The sequence below is a fragment of the Rhizobium sp. RHZ01 genome (assembly GCF_014851595.1).
Taxonomy (GTDB): domain Bacteria; phylum Pseudomonadota; class Alphaproteobacteria; order Rhizobiales; family Rhizobiaceae; genus Rhizobium; species Rhizobium altiplani.
Window position 1 is genome coordinate 217,030 of record NZ_JACUZZ010000003.1, and the last position, 23,548, is coordinate 240,577.

The window sequence follows — 23,548 nt, forward strand, 5'->3', positions numbered from 1 at the left end:
CACGGACAGGATCACACAAATGGCAGGGCATCCCGCACCTGAGAACCCGTACCTTGCCGCACGGCAGGAATGGTCAGAACGCTACGGCTCCTACGTCAAGGCGGCTTCCGCCTGGCGGGCCGTCGGCATTTTGAGCCTGGGAATGGCCGTCATCGGCTTCGGTTACGCGCTTTATCTGAGCACGCAGGTCAAACTCGTCCCTTACATCGTCGAGGTCGACAAGCTGGGGAACACGGTTTCCGGCGGCTTCCCGCAGCAGATCGAATATGCGGATACGCGGGTCGTTCGCGCGACCCTTGGGAATTTCGTGACCAGCTTTCGTTCGATCACACCAGATGCGGTCGTCCAGAAGCAGTATATCGACCGGACCTATGCCCTGCTGCGAACAAGCGATGCCTCGACGCAAAAGGTCAACGCCTGGTTCCGCGGCAACTCGCCGTTCGAAAAAGCGGTCAACGCGACTGTCGCGATCGAGGTGAACAACATCGTCGCGCTTTCGAACCAGACCTATCAGATCGACTGGACCGAGTACGAGCGCGATCGGAAAGGCAAGGAGGTCGCGACCCGACGCTTCCGGGGCATCGCGACCGTGTCGATCACATCACCACAGGACGAAGCAACAATCCGGCTCAATCCGATCGGTGTCTATGTGACCGATTTCGACTGGACCGCGCAACTTTAAGGGCAGGGATCTGCAATGAGGATCAAACACAAACGCGTCGCTCTTCGCTGCATGCTGGCGCTTGCCGTATCAGCCGCAGTTTCAACGACGACTATTGCTCAAAGTCTGACGGGCAATGAGGCGAAGGGGACAAGCCTTTCCGGCAAATGGCGGGGACAGGCCGGACTGGTGACACGGGGACCAGACGGCAAGGTGATCTTTCTCTTCGGTGAGACACAGCCGTCTGTCGTCTGCTCCCCCTTACAGGTCTGCGATATCGAGCTGCAGGGTGGCGAAATCGTCCGCGATGTCCTGGTCGGCGATACGGTTCGCTGGAAGGTGGAGCCAGCAACGTCGGGCGCCGCCGGTGGTCAGGCGATCCACCTGATCGTCAAGCCGTCCGAGCCAGGGCTTGTCACTTCCATGGTGGTGACGACCTCACGCCGCACTTATCATATCCAGCTGAAATCGCATCCGACACAATACATGGCCCGCATCGGGTTCGAATATCCCGAAGATGCCGCCACGAAACTCTCCGATATCAATGCGCGCATCCAGGCGATGACCGGACCAGACGGCGGAGTGGCTCCGGAACAGCTTGCCTTCTCCTATTCGTTGAGCGGAAGCGCCCCATGGCGGCCGAAGCGGGTCTATTCCGATGGTCAGAAGACCTACATCCAGTTTCCCCGCGCGATCTCCGGCCAGGACGCGCCAGTTCTCTTCGTCGTGTCAGGAGGACAGAACCGCATCGTCAATTACCGGATGAAAAACGACATGATGATCGTCGACTACAATATCGACAAGGCGATCCTGATTTCCGGGGTTGGCTGGAGGCAGCAGAAGATCACGATCCGGCGGGGAGGGTGATCCATGCTGTTTCAACGTTTCCTCCCGATTGTCTTCATCCTAAGCCTCGCCGGATGCCAGACCGCAACCGACGGACTGTCCACCAGTGCAGCACCCGCTGACGTCTCCGGGCCCGCCGCCGGCGCCATCGCCGGCGACATGGCAGCGCGCTTTGCCGAGCAAGCTGGATCGACGACCCCCCCCATCAAACTGCACAAGGATACATCCGAATTCGCCGTCGCGCTCGAGGCCGCTTTGAAAGGTTGGGGCTTTGCGATGGTCACCGATGACAAGAGCGCAAACGCGAAGGATGTTTCAAAGCCCGTCGAGCTAGCCTATTCGATCCTCGCCGCCGACGGACAGGTGCTGGCACGCCTTTCGACTGACACGATGGAGCTCGGCCGAGCTTATTCGGTCACCAATGGCGTGGCGACGCCGGCAAGCCCCCTTTCCCTCATGAAGCGAAACTGACAGGCGGAGACGACTATGGTCCAATCGCTGCAACTGGGAACGTCAAATCAGTCTGCTGACGAGAAAGGGATGAAGCGCCTCAATCGCGTGCCCCTGTTCTTCGGCATCGGGATCCTGGTTCTGTTCCTCGCCGTTCTCGTTTACGGCCTCTCCTCACGTGGGCTGAGGTTTGGGCAGCACGACCCGAACGAGAGCGGTTCTGGCACGCCGGCTTCGACCTTCGCCGATCAGCTGAAGCGGGGTGTTAAAGATGGAATTATCGGCGACCGGGAGGAACAACAGCGGCCGGTATTTCAGCCGAGCCCGGTCCCCCAGCAGCAGACCAATGCCCGTCCGGTGGAAGTCGAACCGAAGGTCGAACTGCGTGAGCCGCGCAGGTCTCGCATGGAGTCGGACGAGGAGTGGAATGCTCGGATGCTTCGTGAACAGCGCGAACAGATCTTTCGTGAACAGCAGCGCCAACGCATGGCACGCCTTCAGGCAAGGGGCGCGGCCCTCGACTCGCCGCTGAAAGTCGACATCAACGATGTCGCCGCACAAGCGCCAGGCACTGCGTCTGCCGCATCGCGTCAATCGAATTCCGCGCCAAACGGCTCGCAGGATCTCTATGCAGCAGCTTTGAGAGCCGGCGCAGCGGGTCAGGTCGATCAGAACGGACAAGGGTCCAAGGAAGATTTCTTCAACGCGGACATCAAGGATCTCGGCTACCTGCCCAATCAGGTCGTGCCTCAGCAGTCACGCTACGAACTGAAACGTGGATCGGTGATCCCCGCGACACTGATCACCGGCATCAATTCCGACTTGCCAGGCCGCATCACTGCCCAGGCTAGCCAGACCGTCTATGATAGCGCGACCGGCCATTACACGCTGGTGCCGCAGGGGACGAAGCTCCTTGGCCGTTACGACAGCAAGGTCTCATTCGGCCAAAACCGCGTGCTCGTGGTCTGGACCGATATCATCTTCCCGAATGGATCGACTCTGCAGATCGGCGGTATGGCCGGGACCGACTCGGAAGGTTATGGCGGTTTCAGCGACAAGGTCGACAACCACTATCTCCGGACCTTCGGCTCGGCTGCGCTTGTCGCGCTTATCGGGACAGGGATCGACATGTCGATGCCTCAAAGCTCGACTCTTGCCACACAAGACACGGCCTCCGACGCCGCCCGCAGGAATTTTGCGGAGACCTTTGGGCGTGTTGCGGAACAGACCATTTCGAAGAACCTCAATGTCCAACCGACAATCAAGATCCGACCCGGCTTCCGATTCAATATCCTAGTCGATCAGGACATCATTTTCCCGGGTAATTACAGCAACTGAGATATGAGCACGATGGAAGGTGACGTGCAGGCGACGGATACCGGCTCCGTCGACCAAATAAAAAATCGCTGCAAAACTGCAGTGGATGAGTCCCCAGCCAATCGCTAAAATAACTCCCAAGGCTGTACGCACTGCGTTGCTCGATTCTCAGTCGAGCAAACTAGGCGTACACCGCAGGCTGAGCGTGGGCGTTGGGAGATCTTATGGGTTACGAGAGAAATGACACTGCCACGGACATCGACCTGCGGCCAATCATCGGATTGCTCTCCAACGAGTCCCAGCAAGTTGTCGAAATCCTGACGGTCGGCGCGATCAAGAAACATCGCAAGCTTGTCGACCGCGCCGAAAGAATGTTCCAGGTCGCCCATGCCGGTGACCGAGACGACGAGAACAAGCCTAGTGACGCTCACCTAGCCTATCTGGAAGCAACGATCGAAATGCATGCGCAAATGTCTGCGCTCACAACACTTCTCAACATCCTTGGTCGAACGCCGAAAGTCTGATCAAATCAGGCCACGTCGAATTGCCAGAGCCACGAGCTGCGTGTTGTTGCACAGGTCGTACCGCCGTCTTGCTTCGGCGAGCGCAATGCGGACGGTATTATATTTAACCTGCTCAATATCGGCCGTGTCTTCCACCGTTTTGCCGAGTGAAAGCCATCGCGTGTAGGTCCCCTCCTTCGGAGAGAGGTAAAACGGTTCCTGGATTGAAGGAGTTATCTTTAGCTGCTCAATGCGGGCATGTAGCTGCCCAACCGCAGAGGATGCGGCGATCGGATCGATTTCGACCTCCGCGGTCAGAACGGACTTTGGAGAGACGAAGCTGAGGACTGAGATGGCGCCGCTGGAAATAGCGATTGGAATGGTGATGCCTGAACGGATCCCGAACTGCGCTGCAGTTTCATAGAAAGCCTGGTCTTCCTCCAGCTGCGTTCCCGTTTGGGGGTTATCAGACCAGATAAAGGCGCGGCGTGATTGTTGGGCACGCTTCATAATCGGATGTCGTCGGTCCAGGTCCAACTTTCGACTTCGTTTCAGCCAATCGGGATGGAGGTTCGATATCACGTAAAAGTCGCCCGGCAGCATTTTGGCATAGTCGTAGCCGGAAAATTCGAACCCTTCTGCCAAATCCGCCAGGGCGGCTCTCAGCGTTGCATCGTCATGCGCGACAGCGCTGATTTCTAAAAGCCCCGCGACAAGTTGGTTCATCCAATCCCCTCCATTCAGTGCTGCTCCTGCCCGACCTTCTCTGCCAACTTAACGAGCGCAACGCGCGCACACCAACTCAGCCTGAGGTTGATTCATTCATTCGGTCATGTCGACCACTCGCTTTGCGTTTGCGCGAAATTTATCCAACCTGAATTCGATAAGGGGTGATTGAGTGATTTGGCACGATGTAATATGAAGTGCAGCGAAACGAAACGAAATCAGAACTGGTAACCGATTGTTTCAGAATGGAAAATTATTTCTGCCGCCGCCAAATGACGGCAGCGATTGGAAGGAATTGTTCAAGAAACTGGCTGCGGCTGGCGCGGGCAGAGCACTCGGTGAAGACGGATTTCCCGCGGGCCCGTGGACGCCCGAGCTGCTTGCCGAGGCGATCTCACAGATCGATTCGAACCGCGCTGGGGTTGATCTGAGGACAGTGCAGCTTTGGTTTCAGGAAAACGACAGGGGAATTAGCGCGGCGAACATTCGCTGGCTCGCGAGGGTTTTTGGGTGCGATGATCCGGAAGCCACGGCCGCATGGCAGGTCGAGCTAAGTGCCGCTCAGGCGCGGCTGCAGGCCAAGAGACGGGAAGCAAAGAAGACAGACCACCGCACACCAGAGCGTCCAGATGTGCCGACAGACCCCACGGTTGACGACGAGCAGTCGTCACTGGTCGAGCTTACACCCGATGCCTTTGCCGATGCCGAATCCGAAGGCGATCGGAAGAAGCAGCGCTTCAGCCTAGCGCGAAAATCGGAGACCCTTTTTAGCGGCGGCTCGCCGCTGAACTTGCCCGCGTCTGTGTTTGCAGGCGCCTCCGCTCTCGGCTTTCTGTCCTATATTGTGGGGATCCACAGCGCGATTTACCTCCGCGCGGATAACGTTGCGAAAGAGGTTGGATTTCTCTGGGCGCCGAATTGGACCTTCCTTTTCATGGTGCTGTTGCCGCTGTTTTTCGCACTTGTCACAGAGCTACTCGCTTTTTGGACAAAGGAAGGCCGCGTGAAGCTGTGGGCGTGGAGCGAGACGACGACAAGCGACGATGACTGGGCACGCAATGTGGAGGGGTCCTCCTTTTCATATTGGGCAGTGTTCGTGATCTGTGTGTTGTTCGCCGGTGTTCTTCAATGGATTGGCGTTTGCCTGATCCCATTGCTGGAAGGCGGAGCAGACTATGCGACAAGCTGGGGCACGCTGGCAATTGTGCGACCGGAGGTTATTTCGGTCCCGGTGTCGATCGCGTTCACTGCCCTCGCTTACCTCTATATGTGCCTCTGCTTTTATCTATTTTTTGCCGGGCTCATTTTGCTCCACACGATGATCCATGATCTCAGGAAAATTGACCTGGAAGCAAAGATCCTTCGGCAGGTTGGATCTCAAGGCGAAGTCTATGAGCTTTGCTTGAGATTAATGCGTGGGATATTTCGTTGCACAATTCTAGGCCTTCTGGTCGCGTTGTGCATGAAGGCTCAGAGCTCCTATCTCACATCGAACGCCAAAAACATCCTCAACTGGTTGATCGGGGATATGTCTTCAGCGCTGGCGGGACGTGATGGTGTCAGCAATGGTTTCCACTATCGGATGCCTACCCATTACAGCAGCCTGCTCGTTGCACTTTCGACCATCGTTGTCTTTGTCTACGGTTCGATCTGCCTGCGAGGTATCGGCAAGCGATTTCATGTGCCGCTCTGGAAGATGTCGGCAGTCGTGACATTGCTGTTTGCCAGCTACCTGCTGGTAGATGCATTCGTGGGATTCTCGATCGTTCTGGGCATCGGTGTGCTGGTCGCGGTATTCAGCCTGATTGATCCTGGCCTTGGTGGTCGGAGATCCAGCGAAATAGGAAGCAAACAAATTGTATCTTAGCTGGCTTGATCGGTGGGATGAACAGCGGGCGCGACGCGGTGAGGACGGGAAGGAAACGACGAGTTTCATCCTTGATGCAGACCGTGCCTTTCCAGGTGAGAAAATCGACAGTATCCGCGAATTTTGTGCCCGCGCAGATGAAGCTTCGACTGACCCAACGTTTTTTGATGAGCAAAACGGCGGCGATCAACGATTCGAAGTGCGAGAGCATTGGGTTAAATTCCCATCGGACATTTCCACCGATGTCGCAGAGAACAATATCGTCTGGGCGAAAATCACCAAAAGTGGATCCCTCGACAAGGCACTGGTGATTTTTCACCATTGGAACGCACGGGCTCGAAACGCTCAAATTGCCAGCTTTTTGTCACGGCGCGGCATCACAGTCGTCGAGATCGCAATGCCTTATCACTTCGAGCGTAGCCGTCCTGGTTCATTGCACGCGGATTTCATGCTGAGCGCCAACCTTGGTCGAACGATTCAAGCCGTAAAGCAGGCCGTATGTGATGGAAGAAAACTCATCCGCTGGCTGAAGAGCGAGGGCTATCGGGAAATCTCGGTTCTCGGCATGAGCCTCGGTTCCTGGGTCGCAGGAATGATTGCCTCACATGATCCGAACGTTTCGAAGGCTTCGCTTTTCCTTACGGGTGGAAGCCTTGCGGACATGGTGTGGACTGGTCGTGCGACTCGATCCATCCGGAGCAGCCTCGAGTCAGAAATCGAGCTGGCCGATCTCAGAAGAGCATGGGGACCACTCAATCTCGAAAACTATGCGCATCGTTTGGCGCGGCCGGATCTCCATCTCCAGGTGGTACTGGCTAAGAGAGACACGGTTGTGATGCCGGAGCTATCGGAAAACCTGGTACGCAGTTTGAAAAACGCCGGCGGCCGACCGCAGATCCTGAAACTAAATTGCGGCCACTATTCCCTCGGGAAGCTGCCATACATTTTGTATGCCGGTTTGAGCTTGAAACGGTTCCTGTCTTGAGTTGGCCGAGTACCCAGCAATCGAAAATGAACGTTTGCAGCGTGTCCGCGTTACAAACTAGTGCTTGGCGCCACGCCCCGTCCAAGTTTGCTCTTATGCAGGAATCCATGTAATAAACTACAAGAAGTTGGTTCAGGAGGGCCTCGACGATGACAGACATCCAGCTGGAGGCGCTCATCGCGCTCATGGAAAAGCGGGCTGAAGACGCCGCCAAGTCGCCAGACGATGCACGCCGTCATCTGATGGACGCCGGCATTGTGTCTGCTGATGGCAAACTTGCCCCAGAATATGCGCGCGACGACGACACTGAGGAAGCGGCTGCCGCTTGAGTTCCAATTATCCTGCATACGCTCTCGGCTACCACGGCTGTGACAAGGCCGTGGGTATGGCTGCGCTAACCGGCGCATCGCCCCTTCTTCCGAGCGAAAAGGCGTATGACTGGCTCGGTTCTGGAATCTACTTTTGGGAAAACGACCCCGAGCGAGCGATCGAATGGGCGACGCTGAAAGCTGAATCCGGCGCTTATAAAGAGCCCTTCGTGCTCGGCGCAATTATCGATCTCGGCAACTGTCTGGACCTGATCACCCGGAAGTACGTCCCCCTGATCCAGACCAGCTATCTCATGCTGAAAAGCCAGATTGAAGCCACCGGCGGCAAAATGCCGGTGAATTCCGATGCCAAGGGTGACAAGAATTCCGACAAACTGGTTCGGAAGCTGGATTGCGCCGTTATCAATTACGTCCACGAGATCGCGAAGGAAGCCGCACTTCCGGCATTCGACACCGTTCGAGGGCTGTTTCCCGAAGGTAATGAGATCTACGATGGCGCTCGCTTTCACGAACGTACCCACACGCAGATCGCCGTTCGCCATGACGCATGTATCAAAGGCTTCTTCCTTCCGCGAGGCGAAACGCCAGCGCTCACCTCTCCGGTTTCGCCCTGACGCTGACCCATGCGCAGCGCTCGTTATTTTTGCCCGCCGATCCTCGAAAGATCGATCCTCATTCCTGCCTCCGTAGCCTTATCCGGCTCGGCCATTTGTGAGGAATCTTCACTTTCCGCGGGAGGCGCCACGGGATCCGCACCTTCAGCAGGCTTTTCTGAACGTGTACCAAAGAAAGTCGGGCCACCAGGATCGTGGGCACGGAACACGTTGTCGCCCTCGAAACTGCCCGTCTTCCAAGCGTAGATCGTATCGTCGACCAACTGCGGAAGAAGCTCCTTGTTCGTGGGGCGGCCGTACCATTTGGTGACGATCCGGGCGACCTTTGCAAATATGCCTGTCCCTGTTCGCAAATTCGCGCAGGCGTCGAACATGTCTGGCTGAAGCTGTGATGCGTCGTCGACGCCAACACCCGCGGGGAACTGGGTGATGCCGACCCGTACGATGGCATGACCGACATAGTCTTTGACCACATCCATGGCCTCGTCGGGCGAACGAGGTTTGGGGATGAGAACCAGCCTACCATCTGCCTTGACGGTGACGGCGAGTGGATCGTCGGAACCGACGGCCGAAATGAACTGTTCGACGATAGCGGGGGGAAGGCTTGGATCGGCGCATTTCGCAATGAGGGCAGCGTCCATGGTCCTTGCTCCAGATCAGGTGTTGAAGGACATCACGAGAGGTTTGCCGAACAGCCGTGCCCAAGCCACGGCGCTGGCGCGCTGTATGCCGATCATTGCGGTCCCTTTGGTCCACCAGTCGTTTCCGACGACGACGACGAGGTCTGGATCGTGAAGCATGGACTGCAGGACGGGCCAGACGATGAGTTGCTCGTAGCAAATCAGCGGGACGACACGGAGTCCGCCGACAGTGACGACGGGATTGGCGAAGAAGTTCGCCCGTGCACCGCCGCTCTTCCCAAGCAAGGGAAGCCACGGCTGCCACATCGAGCCTGGGACGGGCATCCGTTCACGGTAGAGGACTTCGCTATCGTCTTTCGAGACGCGGACCAGCACGTTGTCGTAGCCCTCTGGATCGACCACCGCCGCGCCCGCGACTAGGGAAACGTCGGAACCGGCAAGCTCCCGCCGCCAGAGGCGCTCGACCGATGACGTCCAGAACCCGAGAGCACTTTCGGGCAAGAGCATGAAGGTGGTGGCTGGACGGCGCTGATCGCGCAGTATTGCAGCAAGGTCACGATGTCGATCAAGACTGTTGTCCCGACCAAGACTTTTGCCAAGCTGGAGGTCGACGCCCTGCCAACCCAGCCCTATTTCCGGAGCGGTCCAGAATGCGGCGGACCAGAGCCAGAAGCCTACGAGGGCCATGGCTGCAGCCGGTCGATAGCGTGTCGTCATGATTGCGAGACCGGCTGCCACTGCCGCAAGCCCGATCCAACCCCATCCTGGAACGAGAATGCCGGCCGCTGTGATCGGATGCGCCCATCCGACAATCCCGAACGGCGGGAGGGCCATGAGGATCATCGCGATCACGTAGCGTAGGGCTCTCCAGCGATCAGAACGGGGCGACCAAAGCATGGCGTGAACGAAGACGAAGCCGCCTGATGCGACCAACCACAAGAGCAATCCCGGCCAAATGTCGGATTGGTAGAAGGTGGCGACGCCTTGAGGCAGTCCTCGTGACGCCGCCAGAAAATAAGCGGCCGAGACGAGGCCTGCGGTCCTGCGACTGCGCGCCAGCGACCAGAGTGCAGGGAAGGCAATCGCCGCAGGCAGGGCCAGGGCATAACCACTCCAGCCGAGATAACCTGACGTAGCGGAAGCTACCACGAGGATGAACGGGAACAGCCAGTCACGGCGCATAGGTGAGCACCTGCTTTGCGAGGCCAAGGACGCCGGATACCGGGACTGGCCCGAAATATCGGGAGTCCCACGACCCGACGAAGGCTGAGTGAAGAAAGACCTCGCCAGCCGGGACGGTCCCGCCTCGATAGGGCCGAAGGAGTCGCCCTCGACCATCTCGGCCGACGAGGCGCGACTGTTCGATTGGTCGTCCATCGACGATCACTTCAGCGGCGATGTCGACCCGCTGGCCACCGACCGCGGCCACCGTCTTGATTAGCGGTCCAAAACCGCCCGGGCATAGTCCGGAGCGCAGGTAACCTCTGGCTTTGCCCTCAAGGATCTGCGGCGTGGGCGGTGGGCAGACGAACACGATATCGCCTGCCTGAACGGAACGATCGAGCGACACGACGCGCCAGATCCCGAGCGGCTCGCTGGGCGTCGTATTGATCCGCAATCCGCCGACAAGACCTGCGGCAGTCGCGGCAAGAATGGCGCAGCCAAAGGCGCCGATAAGGAAAGTAGCCGATTGCCGTTGGCGGACTAAACGCGGAGCGCTTTGCGTGGGAGAGATCATTTCAACGACAACCCTTTCGTCTGGGTCTGCCGCATCGTTTCTGCCTGCTTTAGCGCCACAGCCGTCCGCTCATGGGCGGCCAGCTGCTGGACGGTCCGGATCGTGTCCCATGCGGATCGCAGCTCATTCTTCTCCGCCGGCTTCATACCGGCAGATACCGCCTCGAATGCCTTCCCTTCCGCGGTCTTGGCAGCAAGCGGGAGGAAGGTTCGTTCCCCGAAGCGCTCAGCCACGACCTTGGCGAAACCTTCGAGCTCGGCCTTCACCATCTTGTCGGCTTGGGCGTACTCGAATCCCGCTGGGAAATCGTTACGGTCGATGGCATCGCGCACGCGTTCGAGCACCTGCTTTGCGGATGCGGATAGGGCGGGGATGTCGAGCGAGAGCTTGGTGCGGATCGCTCGTTCCTCGTCCTCATAGCGGCTCGCGACCTCCGATCGTTTCGCGATGAAGGCCTGAAGGTCGCGAGCGAGCGCGGGTGCATTGACCAGCGCTGTATCGCGGGCCTGCTTCTCCGTGCTCCCCGCAAACAGACCGGTCTTCCCCTTCAGCGCGCCAAAGCTTTCCGGCTGCTCGGCAATCCGGGCAATCGTGGTTCCGGCCGACACCTCATTCGCCAGGATGGCATCGACGTTGACCACTTTGAAGGCCGCCTGTGGGTCGGCATAGACGTAGTGGAAACGCGAGGCGATCTCCTGCCAATCGGCTTTCAGCGCAGGGTCAGCGGAGAGCTTGTCTTCGACCATTTGGCCGATCGAGTTTGGGAAGGTCGTTGTGCCTGAGACCATGGGCTTTACCTCCTTTGTGGACGGTGATGGGGATGCGGTTGGCTTGGCGGTGCCGAGGCCGAGCTTCTCTGCGACCGCGGCAAGACGTGCGCCGAGCTCGACAAGCTTTGCGGCTTGTCGAACGGTCCACTGGAGCTGATCGTGGGCGATTGTGCGAGCGACGTTGACGAGGTTCAGACCACGGGCTTCGGCAAAGCGAAGTGCCTGCGCATAGAAGCGCCCGCCGGTATAGTCGAGTGTCGTCTCCTTGGCATTGGAGCGAGAGAGTAGCTTGATCAGCCCGCCAGCCTTGACAAAGGATCGAGCGCCATAATAGACGGTGAGTTCCTCGCGGTGGCGGGTCATTGCAACATAGGTCAGGTGCCGGTCGAGGGAGAGGGAGGCGAGGACCTTGACCTGATCGACGGTCGCTCCCTGGCTCCGATGCACGGTGATGGCATAGCCATGATCGACATTGTTGTAGAAGCGCTGCTCGACGCTCACTTGACGGACTTGCTCGTCCTCACCGATCTCAGCAACAAACCGACCAGGCGATGCTTCAACGACCTTGGCCAGCATGCCATTCTTGACGCCGAGCGAGCCTTCGTTCTTCAGGAACACGATCTGGTCGCCAGCCGCAAACGTCCTGCTGCCTTCGGCAGTCTGGAATGTATAGCCGCCGTCGATAAGTCCGAGCTCGATCAGTTTCTCGCGCGCACGATCGTTGAGCATCCGGACGTCTCGGCGCAGGTGCGCGAGGATGAGGGAGGATTTCGCTGGATCGTAGTTTCGGCTCCAATCGGCGATCAGGTCACTGACGGCTTCCTCCTTAAGGTCTGAACCTACGAACCTGCCAGCGGCTTGATAGACCTCTACAGCCGCGCCGATATTGCCGCGAGCTAAGTCGAGCGATGCATCACGCATCCATTGTTCGCGCTGGCGATAGATCGTCTCCAGTTCCGCGTATCCGATGCGATCGGCGATGGCTCGAAACGCTGCTCCCGCTTCGATCGGCTGCAGCTGTTCTGGATCGCCGACAAGGACTAGTTTGGCCCCGGCCTTGGTCACCGTCTCGACCAGGAGCGCCATCTGTCTGGAAGAGACCATGCCGGCCTCGTCGAGTACGAAGATCGTCTTGTCGTCGAGTTGGTTGCGGCCCTGGCTCCAGCGAAGCTCCCAGGACGCCAGGGTGCGCGAGCCGATGCCGGCTTCCTTCTCCAGACCCTCGGCCGCTTTGCCGGCAAGTGCGCCGCCGACGACACGATAGCCGGCCGCTTCCCAGGCTTCGCGTGCCGCCTTCATCATCGTCGTCTTTCCGGCACCGGCACGGCCGATCACAGCGGAGATCCGCTCCGGACCTGCGACATGTTCGATGGCGGTTTTCTGCTCATCCGACAGGCGATCATGCCGCGTGAAGACGCCGTTCAGAACAGCTTTGCTGACACCGTGGGACGTCCGCTTGGACAGTGAGACCGCACGGTTGGCCATCTTGGCTTCTAGCCGGATCAGCTCCCGCGTGGTGTATTTAGGCGGCGCCCTGACGCCTGTGACGAGATCGATCCGCTCGCGATCGAGCCGGAGTGTTTGCGGGCTCTGCAGGATCTGCGCCATCAGGTTCTGGAAAAGCGAAGCATCGTCGATGTAACGATAGAGTATCTTGGCGACATCGCGCTCGTCGAAAACGCTCTTCTCCCGCGTGATCAGGTCCAGCACGATCTCCGGATTGCGCTGGATCCGCCGGGCGTTTTCGGCGCGGCGTTCTTCCTGCAGATCCAGCCGCTCGAGCGCGACCTTCTCCTCCCCGCCGTCTGCTTTCCGCTCGATCGCCTTCGTTCCGACGCCGAGATGAATGGTCGGCGTCAACTCGATCCCTTGCTTCTCGAAGGAGCGCCCATCGACGCGGATGTCGAGACCGGCGAGTGCCAGGTGTCGGTTCTGGCAGGCGAACCAGCCGTCGCGAAAGGCATTGAAATCGTCGGCGCTTCCCGCCCAAAGCTCATAGACGATCTTGCCCGCGTCGTTGCGAACCGGCTTGCCGTCAGGCCCCAGCACCGCGACCTTCTTTGCGCCGAACCCGTCCTCGGTCAGTGGCCGCAAGGTGGTCATCAGATGGATGTGCGGATTGCCTGGAGCATCATGAAACACCCAGTCGGCGACCATACCTTTGGCGGTGATGTGGCGCTCGACGAAGTCGCGAACAAGCGCGATGTTCTGATCGGCAGTAAGCTCCATCGGCAGCGCGATGGTGACGTCCTTGGCGAGCTGGGCATCACTCCGCTTCTCGAAGGCCTCGACCTTGTTCCAGAAAGCTTCTGACGCGCCGGAGACCGAACGATCTGACATCATCGACTGCAGCCAATCGGGCGCGTCTTCCGGAATGACGAACTCCTCGTGCAGCAGCCCTTGCTTGCGGCTGTAGTCGATCGTCCGGGCTTCCCGCTCGAACTCCATTTTGACGCAGTGCCGGTAGGCCGCCGACAGCACCGCGCTGCGGCCGGAACCGCGGGCAACGATGCTGACTGAGAAATGCGGGACGGCCACGACGAAGACAAGCTCCTAAGATCGAACATTTTCAATGCCTTCGTCGGAAGCGGTCGGCCCCGCCAGTGCCCGTGAGCAGGGCGTCGCGTGAGCGACGTATAATTGCGCCCTTGGATCCGCTCCTTCGGAACGGCGGGATCATTCGCCAAATGCTGACGCTTTGGCGAGGTGCAACATTGCACCTTTCCAGCGGGAGAAAATTCGGGGCAGGGTTCGTCTTCATCGAACCATAAGCAATGAGGAGCGACGCCCATGAAGAAGCCAACTGCCAAGATCCGGGAGGAGATTGCTCGCCTGCAGGAACAGCTGAAGCAAGCGGAAACACGCGATGCCGAACGCATCGGGCGTATCGCGCTGCGTGCGGGGCTCGGGGAGATCGAGATAGAGGAGGGTGAACTGCTGTCGGCGTTCGAAGAGGTCGCGGCTCGGTTTCGCGGAGAAACGAAACCGGCTCAGGGGCGCAAACCTGCGACCACCCCGCCGAACGGCGCTCGCGAGGCTGCGGGCCAGTCTGCTGAGGCTTGAGCGAATGCAGAAGATGTCGACGGTCGAGGCTCGGAAAAAAGACGCGCGGGAGAAAATCGAGCTCGGCGGCCTGATCGTCAAGGCCGGCCTGCGCTACGAGAAACGTGCGCTCCTGCTCGGGCTTCTGATGGATGCCTGCGCGCGGATCAGGGCTGACGAGGCGGAGCGAACTCGTCTAAGTGAACTCGGTGCGAAGGCATTCGCCGATGACGCCTAATAGGATCCTTGTCGGCGCTATTCCGGCTGTAGCAATGCTGGCAATCGCTTTGACTTTCCCAGGCATCGAACGCTGGCTCTCGGCATACGGAACGACCGATCATGCGAAGCTGATGCTCGGGCGGATCGGGCTCGCACTGCCCTATGCATTGGCCGGCGCATGTGGCGTCATATTCCTGTTCGGCACGAAGGGATCGATCAACATCAAGGCTACCGGTTGGAGCGTTGCCGCGGGCGGTTTCGGCGTCATCGTCGTCGCTGGCCTTCGCGAGGGATCGCGGCTGCTGGCCTTTGCCGGTCAGGTGCCCGCGGGCAGGACCCTTCTGTCTTATACCGACCCTTCGACCATCGCAGGATCGGCCGTCACGCTCCTCGGGGTATTCTTCGCTCTGCGCGTTGCCAGAATGGGAAATGCGGCCTACGCGCGAAGCGAGCCAAGGCGCATCCAAGGAAAACGCGCCCTGCACGGAGAAGCGGACTGGATGACGATGCAAGAGTCGGAGAAACTCTTTCCGGAAACAGGAGGCATCGTCATCGGCGAGCGATATCGTGTCGATCGCGACGATCCGGCCGCCACGTCGTTTCGGGCCGGTGAGCCGCTTTCCTGGGGGAGGGGAGGTTCCGCACCGCTGCTCTGCTTCGACGGCTCGTTCGGCTCATCGCATGGGATCGTTTTCGCCGGTTCAGGTGGTTTCAAGACGACCTCTGTCACGATCCCGACGGCGCTCAAATGGGGCGGCTCGCTCGTCGTGCTCGATCCGTCCAACGAGGTGGCGCCGATGGTGATGGAGCACCGGCGCAAGGCAGGCCGGCGCGTGATCGTCCTCGATCCGAAGAACGCCGGTTCCGGCTTCAACGCGCTCGACTGGATCGGTCGCCACGGCGGCACCAAAGAAGAGGACATCGCAGCGGTCGCGTCATGGATCATGAGCGACAGCGGTCGCGCGACCGGCGTTCGCGACGACTTCTTTCGCGCATCGGGTCTTCAGCTTCTGACCGCCATGATCGCCGACGTTTGTCTGTCCGGGCATACGGATAAGAAGCACCAGACCCTGCGGCAGGTTCGCGCCAATCTTTCCGAGCCGGAGCCAAAACTCCGCGCGCGCCTGCAGGAGATCTACGACAATTCAGCGTCCGACTTCGTGAAGGAGAATGTCGCCGCCTTCGTCAATATGACGCCCGAGACCTTCTCCGGCGTCTACGCCAATGCGATCAAGGAAACGCATTGGCTGAGCTATGCGAACTACGGCGCCCTGGTGTCGGGCGCCAGCTTCTCCACCGAGACGCTGGCCGATGGAGACACCGACGTGTTCATCAACATCGACCTCAAGACCTTGGAAACTCATGCCGGCCTGGCGCGCGTCATCATCGGCTCCTTCCTCAACGCGATCTACAATCGCGACGGAGCGATCAAGGGCCGGGCACTGTTTCTCCTCGATGAGGTCGCAAGACTCGGCTACATGCGGGTGCTGGAGACGGCGCGCGATGCCGGCCGGAAGTACGGTATCACGCTCACCATGATCTACCAGTCGATCGGCCAGCTGCGGGAAACCTATGGTGGGCGCGACGCGTCTAGCAAGTGGTTCGAGAGCGCCAGCTGGATCTCGTTTGCGGCGATCAACGATCCGGAAACGGCCGACTATATCTCACGCCGCTGCGGTACGACGACGGTCGAAATCGACCAGGTCAGCCGCAGTTTCCAATCACGCGGATCGTCACGAACCCGATCAAAGCAGCTTGCCTCAAGACAGCTGATCCAGCCGCACGAAGTCCTGCGCATGCGCGCGGACGAGCAGATCGTCTTCACCGCCGGCAATGCGCCATTGAGATGCGGCCGCGCGATCTGGTTCCGCCGATCAGACATGAAGTCCTGCGTTGGCGAGAACAGGTTTCAGCAGCGCGCAGCGGGTGTCGACGACCCCGTTTCGCCCGAACCGATCTGAACGCAGGAGGATCCGGCAATGCGATATTGGGAAGCCTGTGAGGCGCAGGTTACGGCCGAGGAGGCGATCGAGGAATGCCGCATCCACGAGGTGGCGGCGGCCGTCCGAGAAGATGACAAGGCATTGGTCGATGAATCCACTGGTGAGGTCATTGCTCACGCCGATGGGGAGGGCGAATATTATGGTGCGGATATCCTCGGCTATCTCGGGTATTGATCAATGCCGGCGCGACCGCGAGAGGATCGTGACCCGAATGGGCGAAGACCGCTTGCGGGCTTCGTTCGCCGTGGCGAATAGAGCCGTACGACGAAGGCGGATCGCCCAAGACCTGACGCTTCGAAAGCTTCACCAGCTTGAATCGATCATGCGAAACCGATTCATAATTGTCGTTGGACCGCAGACTCCGTACGCGCGATTCTCGGTCATGATCGCACAGCCCTACCAGCTCTATGTCGAACGAATGGACCGCGCCAAGAACATGGCTCGCTTCTATTCGATGTCGATCGACGCCAACCTGTTTGGTGAACTTTGCCTGACCCGGCGATGGGGCCGGATCGGCGCCAAGGGCCAGACATTGATCCATCACTTCGAGCGGGAGCAGGATGCGGTTGCACTCTTCCTGGACCTGACCCGACAGAAGCGCGCCCGAGGCTATCGAACGAGGTCAGCAGCAACCCGCGAATCTGATAGTTCCGCTCCTTCTACTGTCATCGAGCTTGGGGCAATCAGGTGAAATCAATTCTAACAGGCGTCATTTCCGCCACCGTTCTGCTAGGGGCCATCTCGGCCGTCCCGCAAGTTGAAGCGGCGCAATCCGGTCAACCCGCAATGTTCCCCAAATGTGCATCCGGCGCCCGTTACAACTGTGTCGTCGATGGTGATACGCTGTGGATTAGCGGCCAGAAGGTGAGAGTTGCCGATATCGACGCCCCGGAGATCAGCACCCCGAAATGCGCGTCGGAACTGGCGCTCGGCAACGAGGCAACAGATCGGTTGGTCGAGCTCGTCAACGAAGGGCCATTCCAACTCCAGGCGTGGCCAGGCCGCGATACGGATCGATACGGCCGTAAGCTCCGTGTTCTTGTCCGGGACGGCCAAAGCCTCGGCGATCGGCTTGTCTCGGAAGGCCTGGCACGGACCTGGTCAGGTCGGCGCGAGCCATGGTGCTGAGGACCCGGCTCGCCAGAGCGGGCCGGGGCGCCTTATGGGCGCCGGTTCCAATCGGTCTCGAAGTTGACCTCGATGTCGACGAAGAAGGGGATCTTGATCGCGACCTTCAGGCCGAACTTACCCTTGCGGAAGAAGTGACCGATGACCTTGCCGAGAGCGCGCAGGCGACGGCCGGTAGCGGTGAGGAACTTGGCGAGCTGTTGCATGATGTTTCTCCTATGATTGCGTTTCATCGCGGGGATGAGATGCGGATCGGGAAGGAGTGCTGCATCGGAACGACCGCAGCGAAGCGGAGGACCAGGACGACTGAATTTTGCTGCGCGAGGAAGCCGAAGGCGGGGAAAATTCTGGCGGCATCAGGTTGCGGCATGACGCTCGAAACGCACCATCCCTGATGTCGATGAAATGGGATCACAGGAGAACCGCAACCGTCGACAATGGCGCAATGCTGTCGGTTGCCCCTCAGTAAGGCGGCTCCCGATCGACGGTCTCGTTCTGCAGGGCGACGACCCCTGCAAGCTCCGCATGAGCGACATCCAGCTCGGCCTGGATCTGGCGACGCTCGCCGGCGTCGCAAGCGTTACGGAGCTCGGCCCGAAGTTCCTCGATCTGGATTTCGATATCGTAAGTCATCGTCTGATCTCCTTGAGTGTGAAAAACGACGACAGCGGCCGGGAGGGGATGATGGGGTCATGGATCGCGCAAGCGACCGGCGGAGCCGGGGAGTGGGGGAGCCGATTTTCGGAAGGCGCCGCAGGCGGCTGGAGAAAATTGGGGGAACCGCTCATCCTTGAGGCCGGCATGCGCGAGCGGCACACTCCCGGTTTCTGAGCAGCTATCCCTCCCTCTCGTGTGGCAGCAAAAAAAGCCGGACCAGGTTCGAAGCCTGATCCGGCTTTAGATTTCCGCGGAGGGGATGACCCCGCCCTTTCGGGCGGGGCCGGAGTTCTCAGTCCCGGTTCGGCCGGGACCAGATCAGCTGGTAGCCATCTTCGCCTTCGACCTCGGAGAGCGTCGCGTAGATGGGAGCCGGGAAGCTCGGATCGTCGAGCTTGACCGAGAGGTAGTCACGGTCGGTCTGCTCCGAGCGCTTCTGCCAGGCGGCGCCGAGTTCAACGGCTCCCGCGAAGATGCGGAACTGCGGGCCCTTGTCGGAGGGGTTTTCGATGCGGGCGATGCGGGCCTTGACGTTGAGGGCGAGGGTGCGGATCGAGCCGGTGAAGCCGTATTCGGTAGAGGTGAAGGTGCCGATGGTAGCCATTGTCGTATTCCTTTTCGCTGTTTCGGGCCGCTCCATTGCGGCCTCGATGGCAGTCGCAAAGGCCGGGGATGATCGGACCGCACCCGTAGGGCCGGAACAACGTGGAGGGCGGCGTGGAGACACTTTCTTGTCTCGCGAGGAATGACGGCGCAGCCGGCAGGGGATGAAAGTTTCGGAGCGCCGTTGCGGGAACACGAGCGAGGCGTAGCCGCTCTCCGGCCAGACATGCCTCATCGAGCCCGCGAATGGAGCCCTGTCGTCAAGGGAAAGGGATATGGCAATGGCGGCCCGCACCGGGAAATCCAGGCGAACGGCCGCAGCTGGTCAGCAAACTGTCAGAGCTAGGATAAAGATATGCACATTCCTCGCATGACCTCCGACCAAGGTCCGCTTGCGGGACGAACTTGCCGCGATAGAGTTGCCCCGCGAATCATCGCCTGGAGGATGACCTTCGGATGGCCGACGATCCTATTCCCGAAACGGACCAGGCAGATGAACCGGCCGCCATCGTAGCTGGCGACCGTTCGGAGCGCATCCTCTGAACTACGCCGTCTCAAGCTGCGTCCCTGATTTCCAATGCCCTTGTCTGTAGGCCATGAAGGAATGCGACCGCGCGCTGTGCGTGTGCCGCCGCCTGAAATATTGCCCGCTTGTCGTCAGCCAGAACGGATAGCCAGGACTGGAGGTAGGAGGCGTGGTCCGGTCGTGGTTCGAGCTCGGGAACGAGCCCGAGATCCGCGCATAAAAAGCAGCTGCCAAGCTCGGCGATCAATTCTTCCCGGGCCCTTTCGCTGCGGTCCTTGCTGTAACGCGACAGATCACGCCCGACCCGATCCTTTGAAGATGTCCAATGGGTCGATTCATGACTCAACGTCGCGTAGTAGCTGGCAGCATCCTTGAACGCCTGAAGCGGCGGCATCTGAATGAAATCCGGCCCAGGCGCATAGAAAGCCTGGTTGCCGCCGTGGCGGATAACGGCGCCAGTGTTCCGGAAGAAGCGCTCGGCGGCTTCAATCCGTTCGACTGGGCTGAGGTCGGGCGTCGGTCGATCAAAGTAGTGATCGGGCAGGCCGTCGATCTGTTCGATATTAAAGACAGAATAGGCTTTGAGAAACGGGATTTCCCGGTCTATCTCGCCGCCTTTCCCATCCACCTCGGACTTGGTAAACCGGCTGGCAAAGACAACCGTTGAGCCTGTCTCGCCCTTCCGGACGGAAGCACCCAATTCCAGCGCCTGCTTAAATGTCATCCACATCGACGAGGCAAAGCCACGCGATATCTGTTCCGACCAGAGCAGGAGCACATTCATCCCCGAATAGGGAAGGCCATTGTGGCGAAGCGGTCGCGTGATGCGACCGTCGGTGTTGGAAGCACACCATGGCTTCATCCAGGGGCGGACGCCTTGAGCGAGCTCTTCGATAATCCGGTCGGTGATCCTGCTGTATATGTCAGCGCGCTGTGATTGCGAATTCCTGCTCATTTCCATCTCCATATGTGCGAACCGCGCCAATCGCGGTCCCCTCGCGGAGGCAAAAGGCAGGAGCTCCGGAGGCGGGGCCAAGCACCGGAACGGCCGTAACAGCGTGGAGGACGGCGAAGCCGTTGCCTGGCGCCGGCGGCTCCTGCAGGCCCGAAGCGAAGACGGACCGCATCGGCCGGATCGCCGGGTCCTTCTTTTCCTTCCTTCCCTCTCATCTGCGCCGCAGGCAGTAAAAAGGGCCGGCACCATAAGGACCGGCCCTGCTCACGCGAGTGCGGCGGGGCGCAAGCCCCGCCGATGGTATCAATCGAAGGCGGACATCTGGGCCGCGGCCGCCTTACGATCCACGGATTGTCCGGGGTTTTCGACCGGGCGATCGAAGGGCTTCCAGCTCTCGCCGACGATGTGCTTGTAGGCGGCGACGGCACCTTCGGCTGCCATCCGCAAGGCATGAGCCTGGACGCCCATGTCGGCGGCAAATTCCCGCTTGCGGTGGGCGGCGCTATCGTAGCCGACAGGACCGTCGAGGTCCTCGTCGCGGGCGTCGTTCGCAGCCTTGGCCGTGGCGTCGCGTGCCTGGGTGACGGCATTGCTGTAGAACTGGCCGGCGCCATGAGCCGACCCGACGAAGGCGCCGACGATCCGCTGGAGGTGGATCTGCATGGCGCGCTCGCCAAGGCCTTCGCTTAGAGCATCGGCGGTCTCGGAGATCAGCCGTTCGTGGAGATCGCGGATTCCGTCGCTGTCGATGACGGCGGTCCCGAAGCTTTCGGCGATCTTGATCGCCTGGGCGCTGTCTGGGCAGGTGAGGCGGACCATTTCGACGGTGGCGCCCTTGCGGAGCTGGACGACCCGAGCGGTCTGGCGAGGATTGGTTGCGGGCTTGGCCATGTCTCTTCCTTTCGAGCCGAAGCGGTTCCGGCCCCGTGCCGGCTTGCCCTTCGGTGCGGTCGACCCGAACCGGCGGAAGACGGGCTGTTCAAGGTCCGGGCCTGTCCAGACCAAGCGGAGTCGATCTGCGAGCAAGCAAGGCAACCGCCCTGCGAGGCCGAGCGGAGCTGCTCCGTGCAGGATGGCGGGTTCCGGCCGCCCCGCGGCGCGACAGCGGCCTTGAAGCGGACGGCCGCTGGTTCAGACCGCAGCAAAACCGAAGGACAAACCGTCACGGTGCCATCACCGGACACGACAGGGATATGGCTCCAGCCCGTTCTACTCCTCGCTTTTGCCGATGCCCACATCCGAGACCGGTGCTTTCCCGTCGGGCTTGCTCCGCAATACTGCCTTGGGCAACCGGTAGGATAGAAGCCATGTTGGACCGTGGGTATTTCGAAGACCCCGTAGGGTCCCGCCATCGTCATAAGGCGGTCCACCCATCCAGACATCGCTGAGGATGCTCTCCCAGCGTCGGCCATGCTTGGCGGCATAGGCTCGTAGTGCAGCTTCCTGATCGTCGCTCAGGGCTGGCCATCGCTGGCGCCCGTGTTTGGCAGCGCGCAGAGTCATCCCGCTGCGTTCTGCGATCATCCGCTTGAGCTCCGCCACGCCCCCGTCGAGGCATGCTTTCCCTTCGAGATGATGAAACCGAAGCCAGAACGCAGTTCGCTCGGCATCGGAAGATCCGATCCCGGCCTGCTGCTCGAGGTCGCCGATTGTTGCCATGTGATCAGCCCTCCTGGCTCGCGGGATGATGTGGGCCGGCCACGGAAAGACGGTCTCTCATCGCTACTATCGCCGCGTCCTGTCGAGCCAGCTTTCGCAAGAGCGCATCGACTTCCGGCTGGCGCTCTGCCGTGAGCCCGGCAAGATTGGCGCGATAGCGCTCGAGCAGGGTGCGCCCGTCAAGCGCCTTACCGCGACGATAGCCGGTCTGGCGCCTCGCAAGTTGCGGCAGGATTGCCGTCATGCGACGGGTGATCTGCCTGTCAATGATTTCCAGCTGTCTCTGGGTCTGACGGCGAGCGTCTTCCATACGAGAGAGCTGGGTTTCGGGTGACATCACCGGTGCCATCATGCCGCCCTCGCACTCCAACCGACGAAGCTCGACGGGCCATCGTAGACGGCATGACGCGCGAGATCGATGACAAAGCCAAAGCGGCCGCGCCTACCATATTCTTCATGAGGAACGAGAAAGCGACGCTCCTCTCGCTGGAACTCGCGTCCGCCGCCTCTGGTGGCGACAACCTCGGTCATGCCGGAGTGCTGAGAGGAGGTGATTGCAGAAATGACGATCCAGTCGTCGGCATGCGCGCGATCGAACTCCGCGCGATCCTTCGACCAGGATTCCCCGGGGCTGAGCTGACGGCCACTGAGCTTTTCCCAATACTCCGGAAAGGTATGGCGCGCGGTTTCGTAGGCACAGCGGCGCTCGTAGCCGGTGAAAAGATCCGGGAACGTCAAGGCGACGATCGCCCATTCGCAATCTTCCTCGTACCAGCCACCAACGCCGCGAACCGAGGCATCAACCTGGAGATTTCGATCGGGAGAAAGATGAAAACCGCCATGGCCTGACGTCGAGTGGCTGACAATTCCCTCGGCATAGACCGTCGCCAGCTGAGAGCCGCCCCATGGCGTGCTTGCGGAAATGCGTGTCTGGACACGAGCGAGGGCTGAGAGTTCCCTCATGTGCTCCGCGGTCTCCAGCGCGCGGCGACGGAAAGTCGCTTCGTCCTTTACACGGCCATCGTGGCGGTAAAAATGGTGACGCCGCACTTCGGCTAACGGCTTGGTGATACGCCAGGCAGTGGCCAGAAAGAAGTCGCCGCTTCCGTTAGCAATGAGACCAAGGAGGATTTCGCCAATGCGTGCGACGGGAAATCCGTCGGCGCTTGTCCCGAACTCAACGCCATCGGCTGCGAGAGACGCGGATACGGGGTCTGTGGCGGAGGTGATTGAAGGTCCGTTCATGGTCAGGCTCCTTTGTTTGAAGGTGCTGAAAAGCAAACGCCGCCGGAAGGACTGGCGGCGGAGC

28 protein-coding genes are annotated in these 23,548 nt (G+C 60.0%); 15 read left to right on the forward strand and 13 right to left on the reverse strand.

Features of this window, described 5'->3' with window-relative positions; translation table 11 throughout:
• The first annotated feature begins 19 nt into the window (after nucleotides 1–19).
• The 5 genes from IB248_RS05595 (at nucleotide 20) to IB248_RS05615 (ending at nucleotide 3,798) form a co-directional block, all read left to right on the forward strand.
• Nucleotides 20–682: a conjugal transfer protein TrbF gene (locus tag IB248_RS05595; RefSeq protein ID WP_112949656.1), complete on the forward strand. Its 663-nt coding sequence runs from the start codon at nucleotides 20–22 to the stop codon at nucleotides 680–682.
• Between the two features lie 15 nt (nucleotides 683–697).
• Nucleotides 698–1,528, forward strand: coding sequence for a P-type conjugative transfer protein TrbG (trbG, locus tag IB248_RS05600; RefSeq protein ID WP_192240493.1), 831 nt, complete (start codon nucleotides 698–700; stop codon nucleotides 1,526–1,528).
• A gap of 3 nt (nucleotides 1,529–1,531) precedes the next feature.
• Entirely contained in the window at nucleotides 1,532–1,978 is a 447-nt protein-coding gene (gene trbH / locus IB248_RS05605) for a conjugal transfer protein TrbH (RefSeq protein WP_192240494.1), read from the forward strand.
• 15 nt (nucleotides 1,979–1,993) lie between these two features.
• The gene (gene trbI, locus IB248_RS05610) at nucleotides 1,994–3,295 is read left to right on the forward strand and encodes an IncP-type conjugal transfer protein TrbI (protein ID WP_192240495.1); all 1,302 of its coding nucleotides are present in this window, start codon (nucleotides 1,994–1,996) and stop codon (nucleotides 3,293–3,295) included.
• 203 nt (nucleotides 3,296–3,498) lie between these two features.
• Nucleotides 3,499–3,798, forward strand: a complete 300-nt coding sequence (locus tag IB248_RS05615) for a transcriptional repressor TraM (RefSeq protein WP_192240496.1) — start codon at nucleotides 3,499–3,501, stop codon at nucleotides 3,796–3,798.
• Here IB248_RS05615 and IB248_RS05620 read toward each other — a convergent pair whose 3' ends face one another.
• Nucleotides 3,799–4,503 (reverse strand): autoinducer binding domain-containing protein, encoded by a 705-nt coding sequence (locus IB248_RS05620; RefSeq protein WP_192240497.1) that lies wholly within the window; start codon nucleotides 4,501–4,503, stop codon nucleotides 3,799–3,801.
• Between the two features lie 235 nt (nucleotides 4,504–4,738).
• On the opposite strand from IB248_RS05620, the gene IB248_RS05625 reads away from it, so the two are divergent.
• The 4 genes from IB248_RS05625 to IB248_RS05640 all read left to right on the forward strand — a co-directional run bounded on the left by IB248_RS05625 (nucleotide 4,739) and on the right by IB248_RS05640 (nucleotide 8,298).
• Nucleotides 4,739–6,370 carry a hypothetical protein gene (locus IB248_RS05625; protein WP_192240498.1) on the forward strand — a complete coding sequence of 544 codons (1,632 nt, stop codon included), beginning with the start codon at nucleotides 4,739–4,741 and terminating at the stop codon, nucleotides 6,368–6,370.
• On the forward strand, nucleotides 6,360–7,355 hold the full coding sequence (locus IB248_RS05630) for a dienelactone hydrolase-related enzyme (protein ID WP_192240499.1): 996 nt from the start codon (nucleotides 6,360–6,362) through the stop codon (nucleotides 7,353–7,355). The genes IB248_RS05625 and IB248_RS05630 overlap by 11 nt, the downstream gene beginning before the upstream one ends.
• A 149-nt stretch (nucleotides 7,356–7,504) precedes the next feature.
• A complete protein-coding gene (locus IB248_RS05635; protein ID WP_029792402.1) occupies nucleotides 7,505–7,684 on the forward strand; it encodes a hypothetical protein in 180 nt (59 codons plus the stop codon).
• The gene (locus IB248_RS05640; RefSeq protein WP_192240500.1) at nucleotides 7,681–8,298 is read left to right on the forward strand and encodes a hypothetical protein; all 618 of its coding nucleotides are present in this window, start codon (nucleotides 7,681–7,683) and stop codon (nucleotides 8,296–8,298) included. Before IB248_RS05635 ends, IB248_RS05640 begins: the two co-directional genes overlap by 4 nt.
• 23 nt (nucleotides 8,299–8,321) lie before the next feature.
• Here the strand turns inward: IB248_RS05640 and IB248_RS05645 are convergent, their stop codons facing one another.
• The 4 genes from IB248_RS05645 to traA are packed head-to-tail and all read right to left on the reverse strand — an operon-like array spanning nucleotide 8,322 to nucleotide 13,985.
• Nucleotides 8,322–8,939: a TraH family protein gene (locus IB248_RS05645; RefSeq protein ID WP_029792400.1), complete on the reverse strand. Its 618-nt coding sequence runs from the start codon at nucleotides 8,937–8,939 to the stop codon at nucleotides 8,322–8,324.
• A 15-nt stretch (nucleotides 8,940–8,954) separates the two neighbouring features.
• Nucleotides 8,955–10,121, reverse strand: coding sequence for a conjugal transfer protein TraB (locus tag IB248_RS05650; RefSeq protein ID WP_029792399.1), 1,167 nt, complete (start codon nucleotides 10,119–10,121; stop codon nucleotides 8,955–8,957).
• The gene (gene traF, locus IB248_RS05655) at nucleotides 10,111–10,677 is read right to left on the reverse strand and encodes a conjugative transfer signal peptidase TraF (protein WP_029792398.1); all 567 of its coding nucleotides are present in this window, start codon (nucleotides 10,675–10,677) and stop codon (nucleotides 10,111–10,113) included. Before traF ends, IB248_RS05650 begins: the two co-directional genes overlap by 11 nt.
• Nucleotides 10,674–13,985: a Ti-type conjugative transfer relaxase TraA gene (gene traA, locus IB248_RS05660; protein WP_029792396.1), complete on the reverse strand. Its 3,312-nt coding sequence runs from the start codon at nucleotides 13,983–13,985 to the stop codon at nucleotides 10,674–10,676. Before traA ends, traF begins: the two co-directional genes overlap by 4 nt.
• A gap of 252 nt (nucleotides 13,986–14,237) precedes the next feature.
• Between traA and traC the strand changes: the two genes are divergently transcribed.
• From traC to IB248_RS05690, 6 genes are all read left to right on the forward strand, one after another.
• Nucleotides 14,238–14,510 carry a conjugal transfer protein TraC gene (gene traC, locus IB248_RS05665; RefSeq protein ID WP_029792395.1) on the forward strand — a complete coding sequence of 91 codons (273 nt, stop codon included), beginning with the start codon at nucleotides 14,238–14,240 and terminating at the stop codon, nucleotides 14,508–14,510.
• A gap of 4 nt (nucleotides 14,511–14,514) precedes the next feature.
• Nucleotides 14,515–14,727 (forward strand): conjugal transfer protein TraD, encoded by a 213-nt coding sequence (traD, locus tag IB248_RS05670; protein ID WP_029792394.1) that lies wholly within the window; start codon nucleotides 14,515–14,517, stop codon nucleotides 14,725–14,727.
• Complete coding sequence (traG, locus tag IB248_RS05675; RefSeq protein WP_029792393.1) at nucleotides 14,717–16,669, forward strand: Ti-type conjugative transfer system protein TraG; 1,953 nt, start codon at nucleotides 14,717–14,719, stop codon at nucleotides 16,667–16,669. The genes traD and traG overlap by 11 nt, the downstream gene beginning before the upstream one ends.
• Nucleotides 16,670–16,687: 18 nt before the next feature.
• Entirely contained in the window at nucleotides 16,688–16,885 is a 198-nt protein-coding gene (locus IB248_RS05680) for a hypothetical protein (RefSeq protein WP_029792392.1), read from the forward strand.
• A 208-nt stretch (nucleotides 16,886–17,093) separates the two neighbouring features.
• Entirely contained in the window at nucleotides 17,094–17,402 is a 309-nt protein-coding gene (locus tag IB248_RS05685; protein ID WP_029792390.1) for a WGR domain-containing protein, read from the forward strand.
• Nucleotides 17,399–17,839, forward strand: coding sequence for a thermonuclease family protein (locus IB248_RS05690; protein WP_029792389.1), 441 nt, complete (start codon nucleotides 17,399–17,401; stop codon nucleotides 17,837–17,839). Before IB248_RS05685 ends, IB248_RS05690 begins: the two co-directional genes overlap by 4 nt.
• 32 nt (nucleotides 17,840–17,871) lie before the next feature.
• Here the strand turns inward: IB248_RS05690 and IB248_RS05695 are convergent, their stop codons facing one another.
• The 8 genes from IB248_RS05695 to IB248_RS05730 all read right to left on the reverse strand — a co-directional run bounded on the left by IB248_RS05695 (nucleotide 17,872) and on the right by IB248_RS05730 (nucleotide 23,484).
• Nucleotides 17,872–18,045: a hypothetical protein gene (locus tag IB248_RS05695; RefSeq protein WP_192240501.1), complete on the reverse strand. Its 174-nt coding sequence runs from the start codon at nucleotides 18,043–18,045 to the stop codon at nucleotides 17,872–17,874.
• Between the two features lie 256 nt (nucleotides 18,046–18,301).
• A complete protein-coding gene (locus IB248_RS05700; RefSeq protein WP_192240502.1) occupies nucleotides 18,302–18,472 on the reverse strand; it encodes a hypothetical protein in 171 nt (56 codons plus the stop codon).
• A 316-nt stretch (nucleotides 18,473–18,788) separates the two neighbouring features.
• Nucleotides 18,789–19,100 (reverse strand): DUF736 domain-containing protein, encoded by a 312-nt coding sequence (locus IB248_RS05705; protein WP_029792386.1) that lies wholly within the window; start codon nucleotides 19,098–19,100, stop codon nucleotides 18,789–18,791.
• Nucleotides 19,101–19,653: 553 nt separating this feature from the next.
• On the reverse strand, nucleotides 19,654–20,580 hold the full coding sequence (locus IB248_RS05710; RefSeq protein WP_029792385.1) for a zincin-like metallopeptidase domain-containing protein: 927 nt from the start codon (nucleotides 20,578–20,580) through the stop codon (nucleotides 19,654–19,656).
• Nucleotides 20,581–20,883: 303 nt separating this feature from the next.
• On the reverse strand, nucleotides 20,884–21,471 hold the full coding sequence (locus IB248_RS05715) for a hypothetical protein (protein WP_029792383.1): 588 nt from the start codon (nucleotides 21,469–21,471) through the stop codon (nucleotides 20,884–20,886).
• A gap of 318 nt (nucleotides 21,472–21,789) precedes the next feature.
• The gene (locus IB248_RS05720; RefSeq protein WP_029792382.1) at nucleotides 21,790–22,239 is read right to left on the reverse strand and encodes a hypothetical protein; all 450 of its coding nucleotides are present in this window, start codon (nucleotides 22,237–22,239) and stop codon (nucleotides 21,790–21,792) included.
• A gap of 4 nt (nucleotides 22,240–22,243) precedes the next feature.
• A complete protein-coding gene (locus tag IB248_RS05725; RefSeq protein WP_029792381.1) occupies nucleotides 22,244–22,591 on the reverse strand; it encodes a hypothetical protein in 348 nt (115 codons plus the stop codon).
• The gene (locus tag IB248_RS05730) at nucleotides 22,588–23,484 is read right to left on the reverse strand and encodes a hypothetical protein (RefSeq protein ID WP_029792380.1); all 897 of its coding nucleotides are present in this window, start codon (nucleotides 23,482–23,484) and stop codon (nucleotides 22,588–22,590) included. Before IB248_RS05730 ends, IB248_RS05725 begins: the two co-directional genes overlap by 4 nt.
• Nucleotides 23,485–23,548: the final 64 nt, after the last annotated feature.

Coding starts and splice junctions, on each gene's coding strand:
- IB248_RS05595 (WP_112949656.1), top strand. CDS start 20: ATGGCAGGGCATCCCGCACCTGAGAACCCGTACCTTGCCGCACGGCAG.
- trbG (WP_192240493.1), top strand. CDS start 698: ATGAGGATCAAACACAAACGCGTCGCTCTTCGCTGCATGCTGGCGCTT.
- trbH (WP_192240494.1), top strand. CDS start 1,532: ATGCTGTTTCAACGTTTCCTCCCGATTGTCTTCATCCTAAGCCTCGCC.
- trbI (WP_192240495.1), top strand. CDS start 1,994: ATGGTCCAATCGCTGCAACTGGGAACGTCAAATCAGTCTGCTGACGAG.
- IB248_RS05615 (WP_192240496.1), top strand. CDS start 3,499: ATGGGTTACGAGAGAAATGACACTGCCACGGACATCGACCTGCGGCCA.
- IB248_RS05620 (WP_192240497.1), bottom strand. CDS start 4,503: ATGAACCAACTTGTCGCGGGGCTTTTAGAAATCAGCGCTGTCGCGCAT.
- IB248_RS05635 (WP_029792402.1), top strand. CDS start 7,505: ATGACAGACATCCAGCTGGAGGCGCTCATCGCGCTCATGGAAAAGCGG.
- IB248_RS05645 (WP_029792400.1), bottom strand. CDS start 8,939: ATGGACGCTGCCCTCATTGCGAAATGCGCCGATCCAAGCCTTCCCCCC.
- IB248_RS05650 (WP_029792399.1), bottom strand. CDS start 10,121: ATGCGCCGTGACTGGCTGTTCCCGTTCATCCTCGTGGTAGCTTCCGCT.
- traF (WP_029792398.1), bottom strand. CDS start 10,677: ATGATCTCTCCCACGCAAAGCGCTCCGCGTTTAGTCCGCCAACGGCAA.
- traC (WP_029792395.1), top strand. CDS start 14,238: ATGAAGAAGCCAACTGCCAAGATCCGGGAGGAGATTGCTCGCCTGCAG.
- traD (WP_029792394.1), top strand. CDS start 14,515: ATGCAGAAGATGTCGACGGTCGAGGCTCGGAAAAAAGACGCGCGGGAG.
- traG (WP_029792393.1), top strand. CDS start 14,717: ATGACGCCTAATAGGATCCTTGTCGGCGCTATTCCGGCTGTAGCAATG.
- IB248_RS05680 (WP_029792392.1), top strand. CDS start 16,688: ATGCGATATTGGGAAGCCTGTGAGGCGCAGGTTACGGCCGAGGAGGCG.
- IB248_RS05685 (WP_029792390.1), top strand. CDS start 17,094: ATGATCGCACAGCCCTACCAGCTCTATGTCGAACGAATGGACCGCGCC.
- IB248_RS05695 (WP_192240501.1), bottom strand. CDS start 18,045: ATGCAACAGCTCGCCAAGTTCCTCACCGCTACCGGCCGTCGCCTGCGC.
- IB248_RS05700 (WP_192240502.1), bottom strand. CDS start 18,472: ATGACTTACGATATCGAAATCCAGATCGAGGAACTTCGGGCCGAGCTC.
- IB248_RS05705 (WP_029792386.1), bottom strand. CDS start 19,100: ATGGCTACCATCGGCACCTTCACCTCTACCGAATACGGCTTCACCGGC.
- IB248_RS05710 (WP_029792385.1), bottom strand. CDS start 20,580: ATGAGCAGGAATTCGCAATCACAGCGCGCTGACATATACAGCAGGATC.
- IB248_RS05715 (WP_029792383.1), bottom strand. CDS start 21,471: ATGGCCAAGCCCGCAACCAATCCTCGCCAGACCGCTCGGGTCGTCCAG.
- IB248_RS05720 (WP_029792382.1), bottom strand. CDS start 22,239: ATGGCAACAATCGGCGACCTCGAGCAGCAGGCCGGGATCGGATCTTCC.
- IB248_RS05725 (WP_029792381.1), bottom strand. CDS start 22,591: ATGATGGCACCGGTGATGTCACCCGAAACCCAGCTCTCTCGTATGGAA.
- IB248_RS05730 (WP_029792380.1), bottom strand. CDS start 23,484: ATGAACGGACCTTCAATCACCTCCGCCACAGACCCCGTATCCGCGTCT.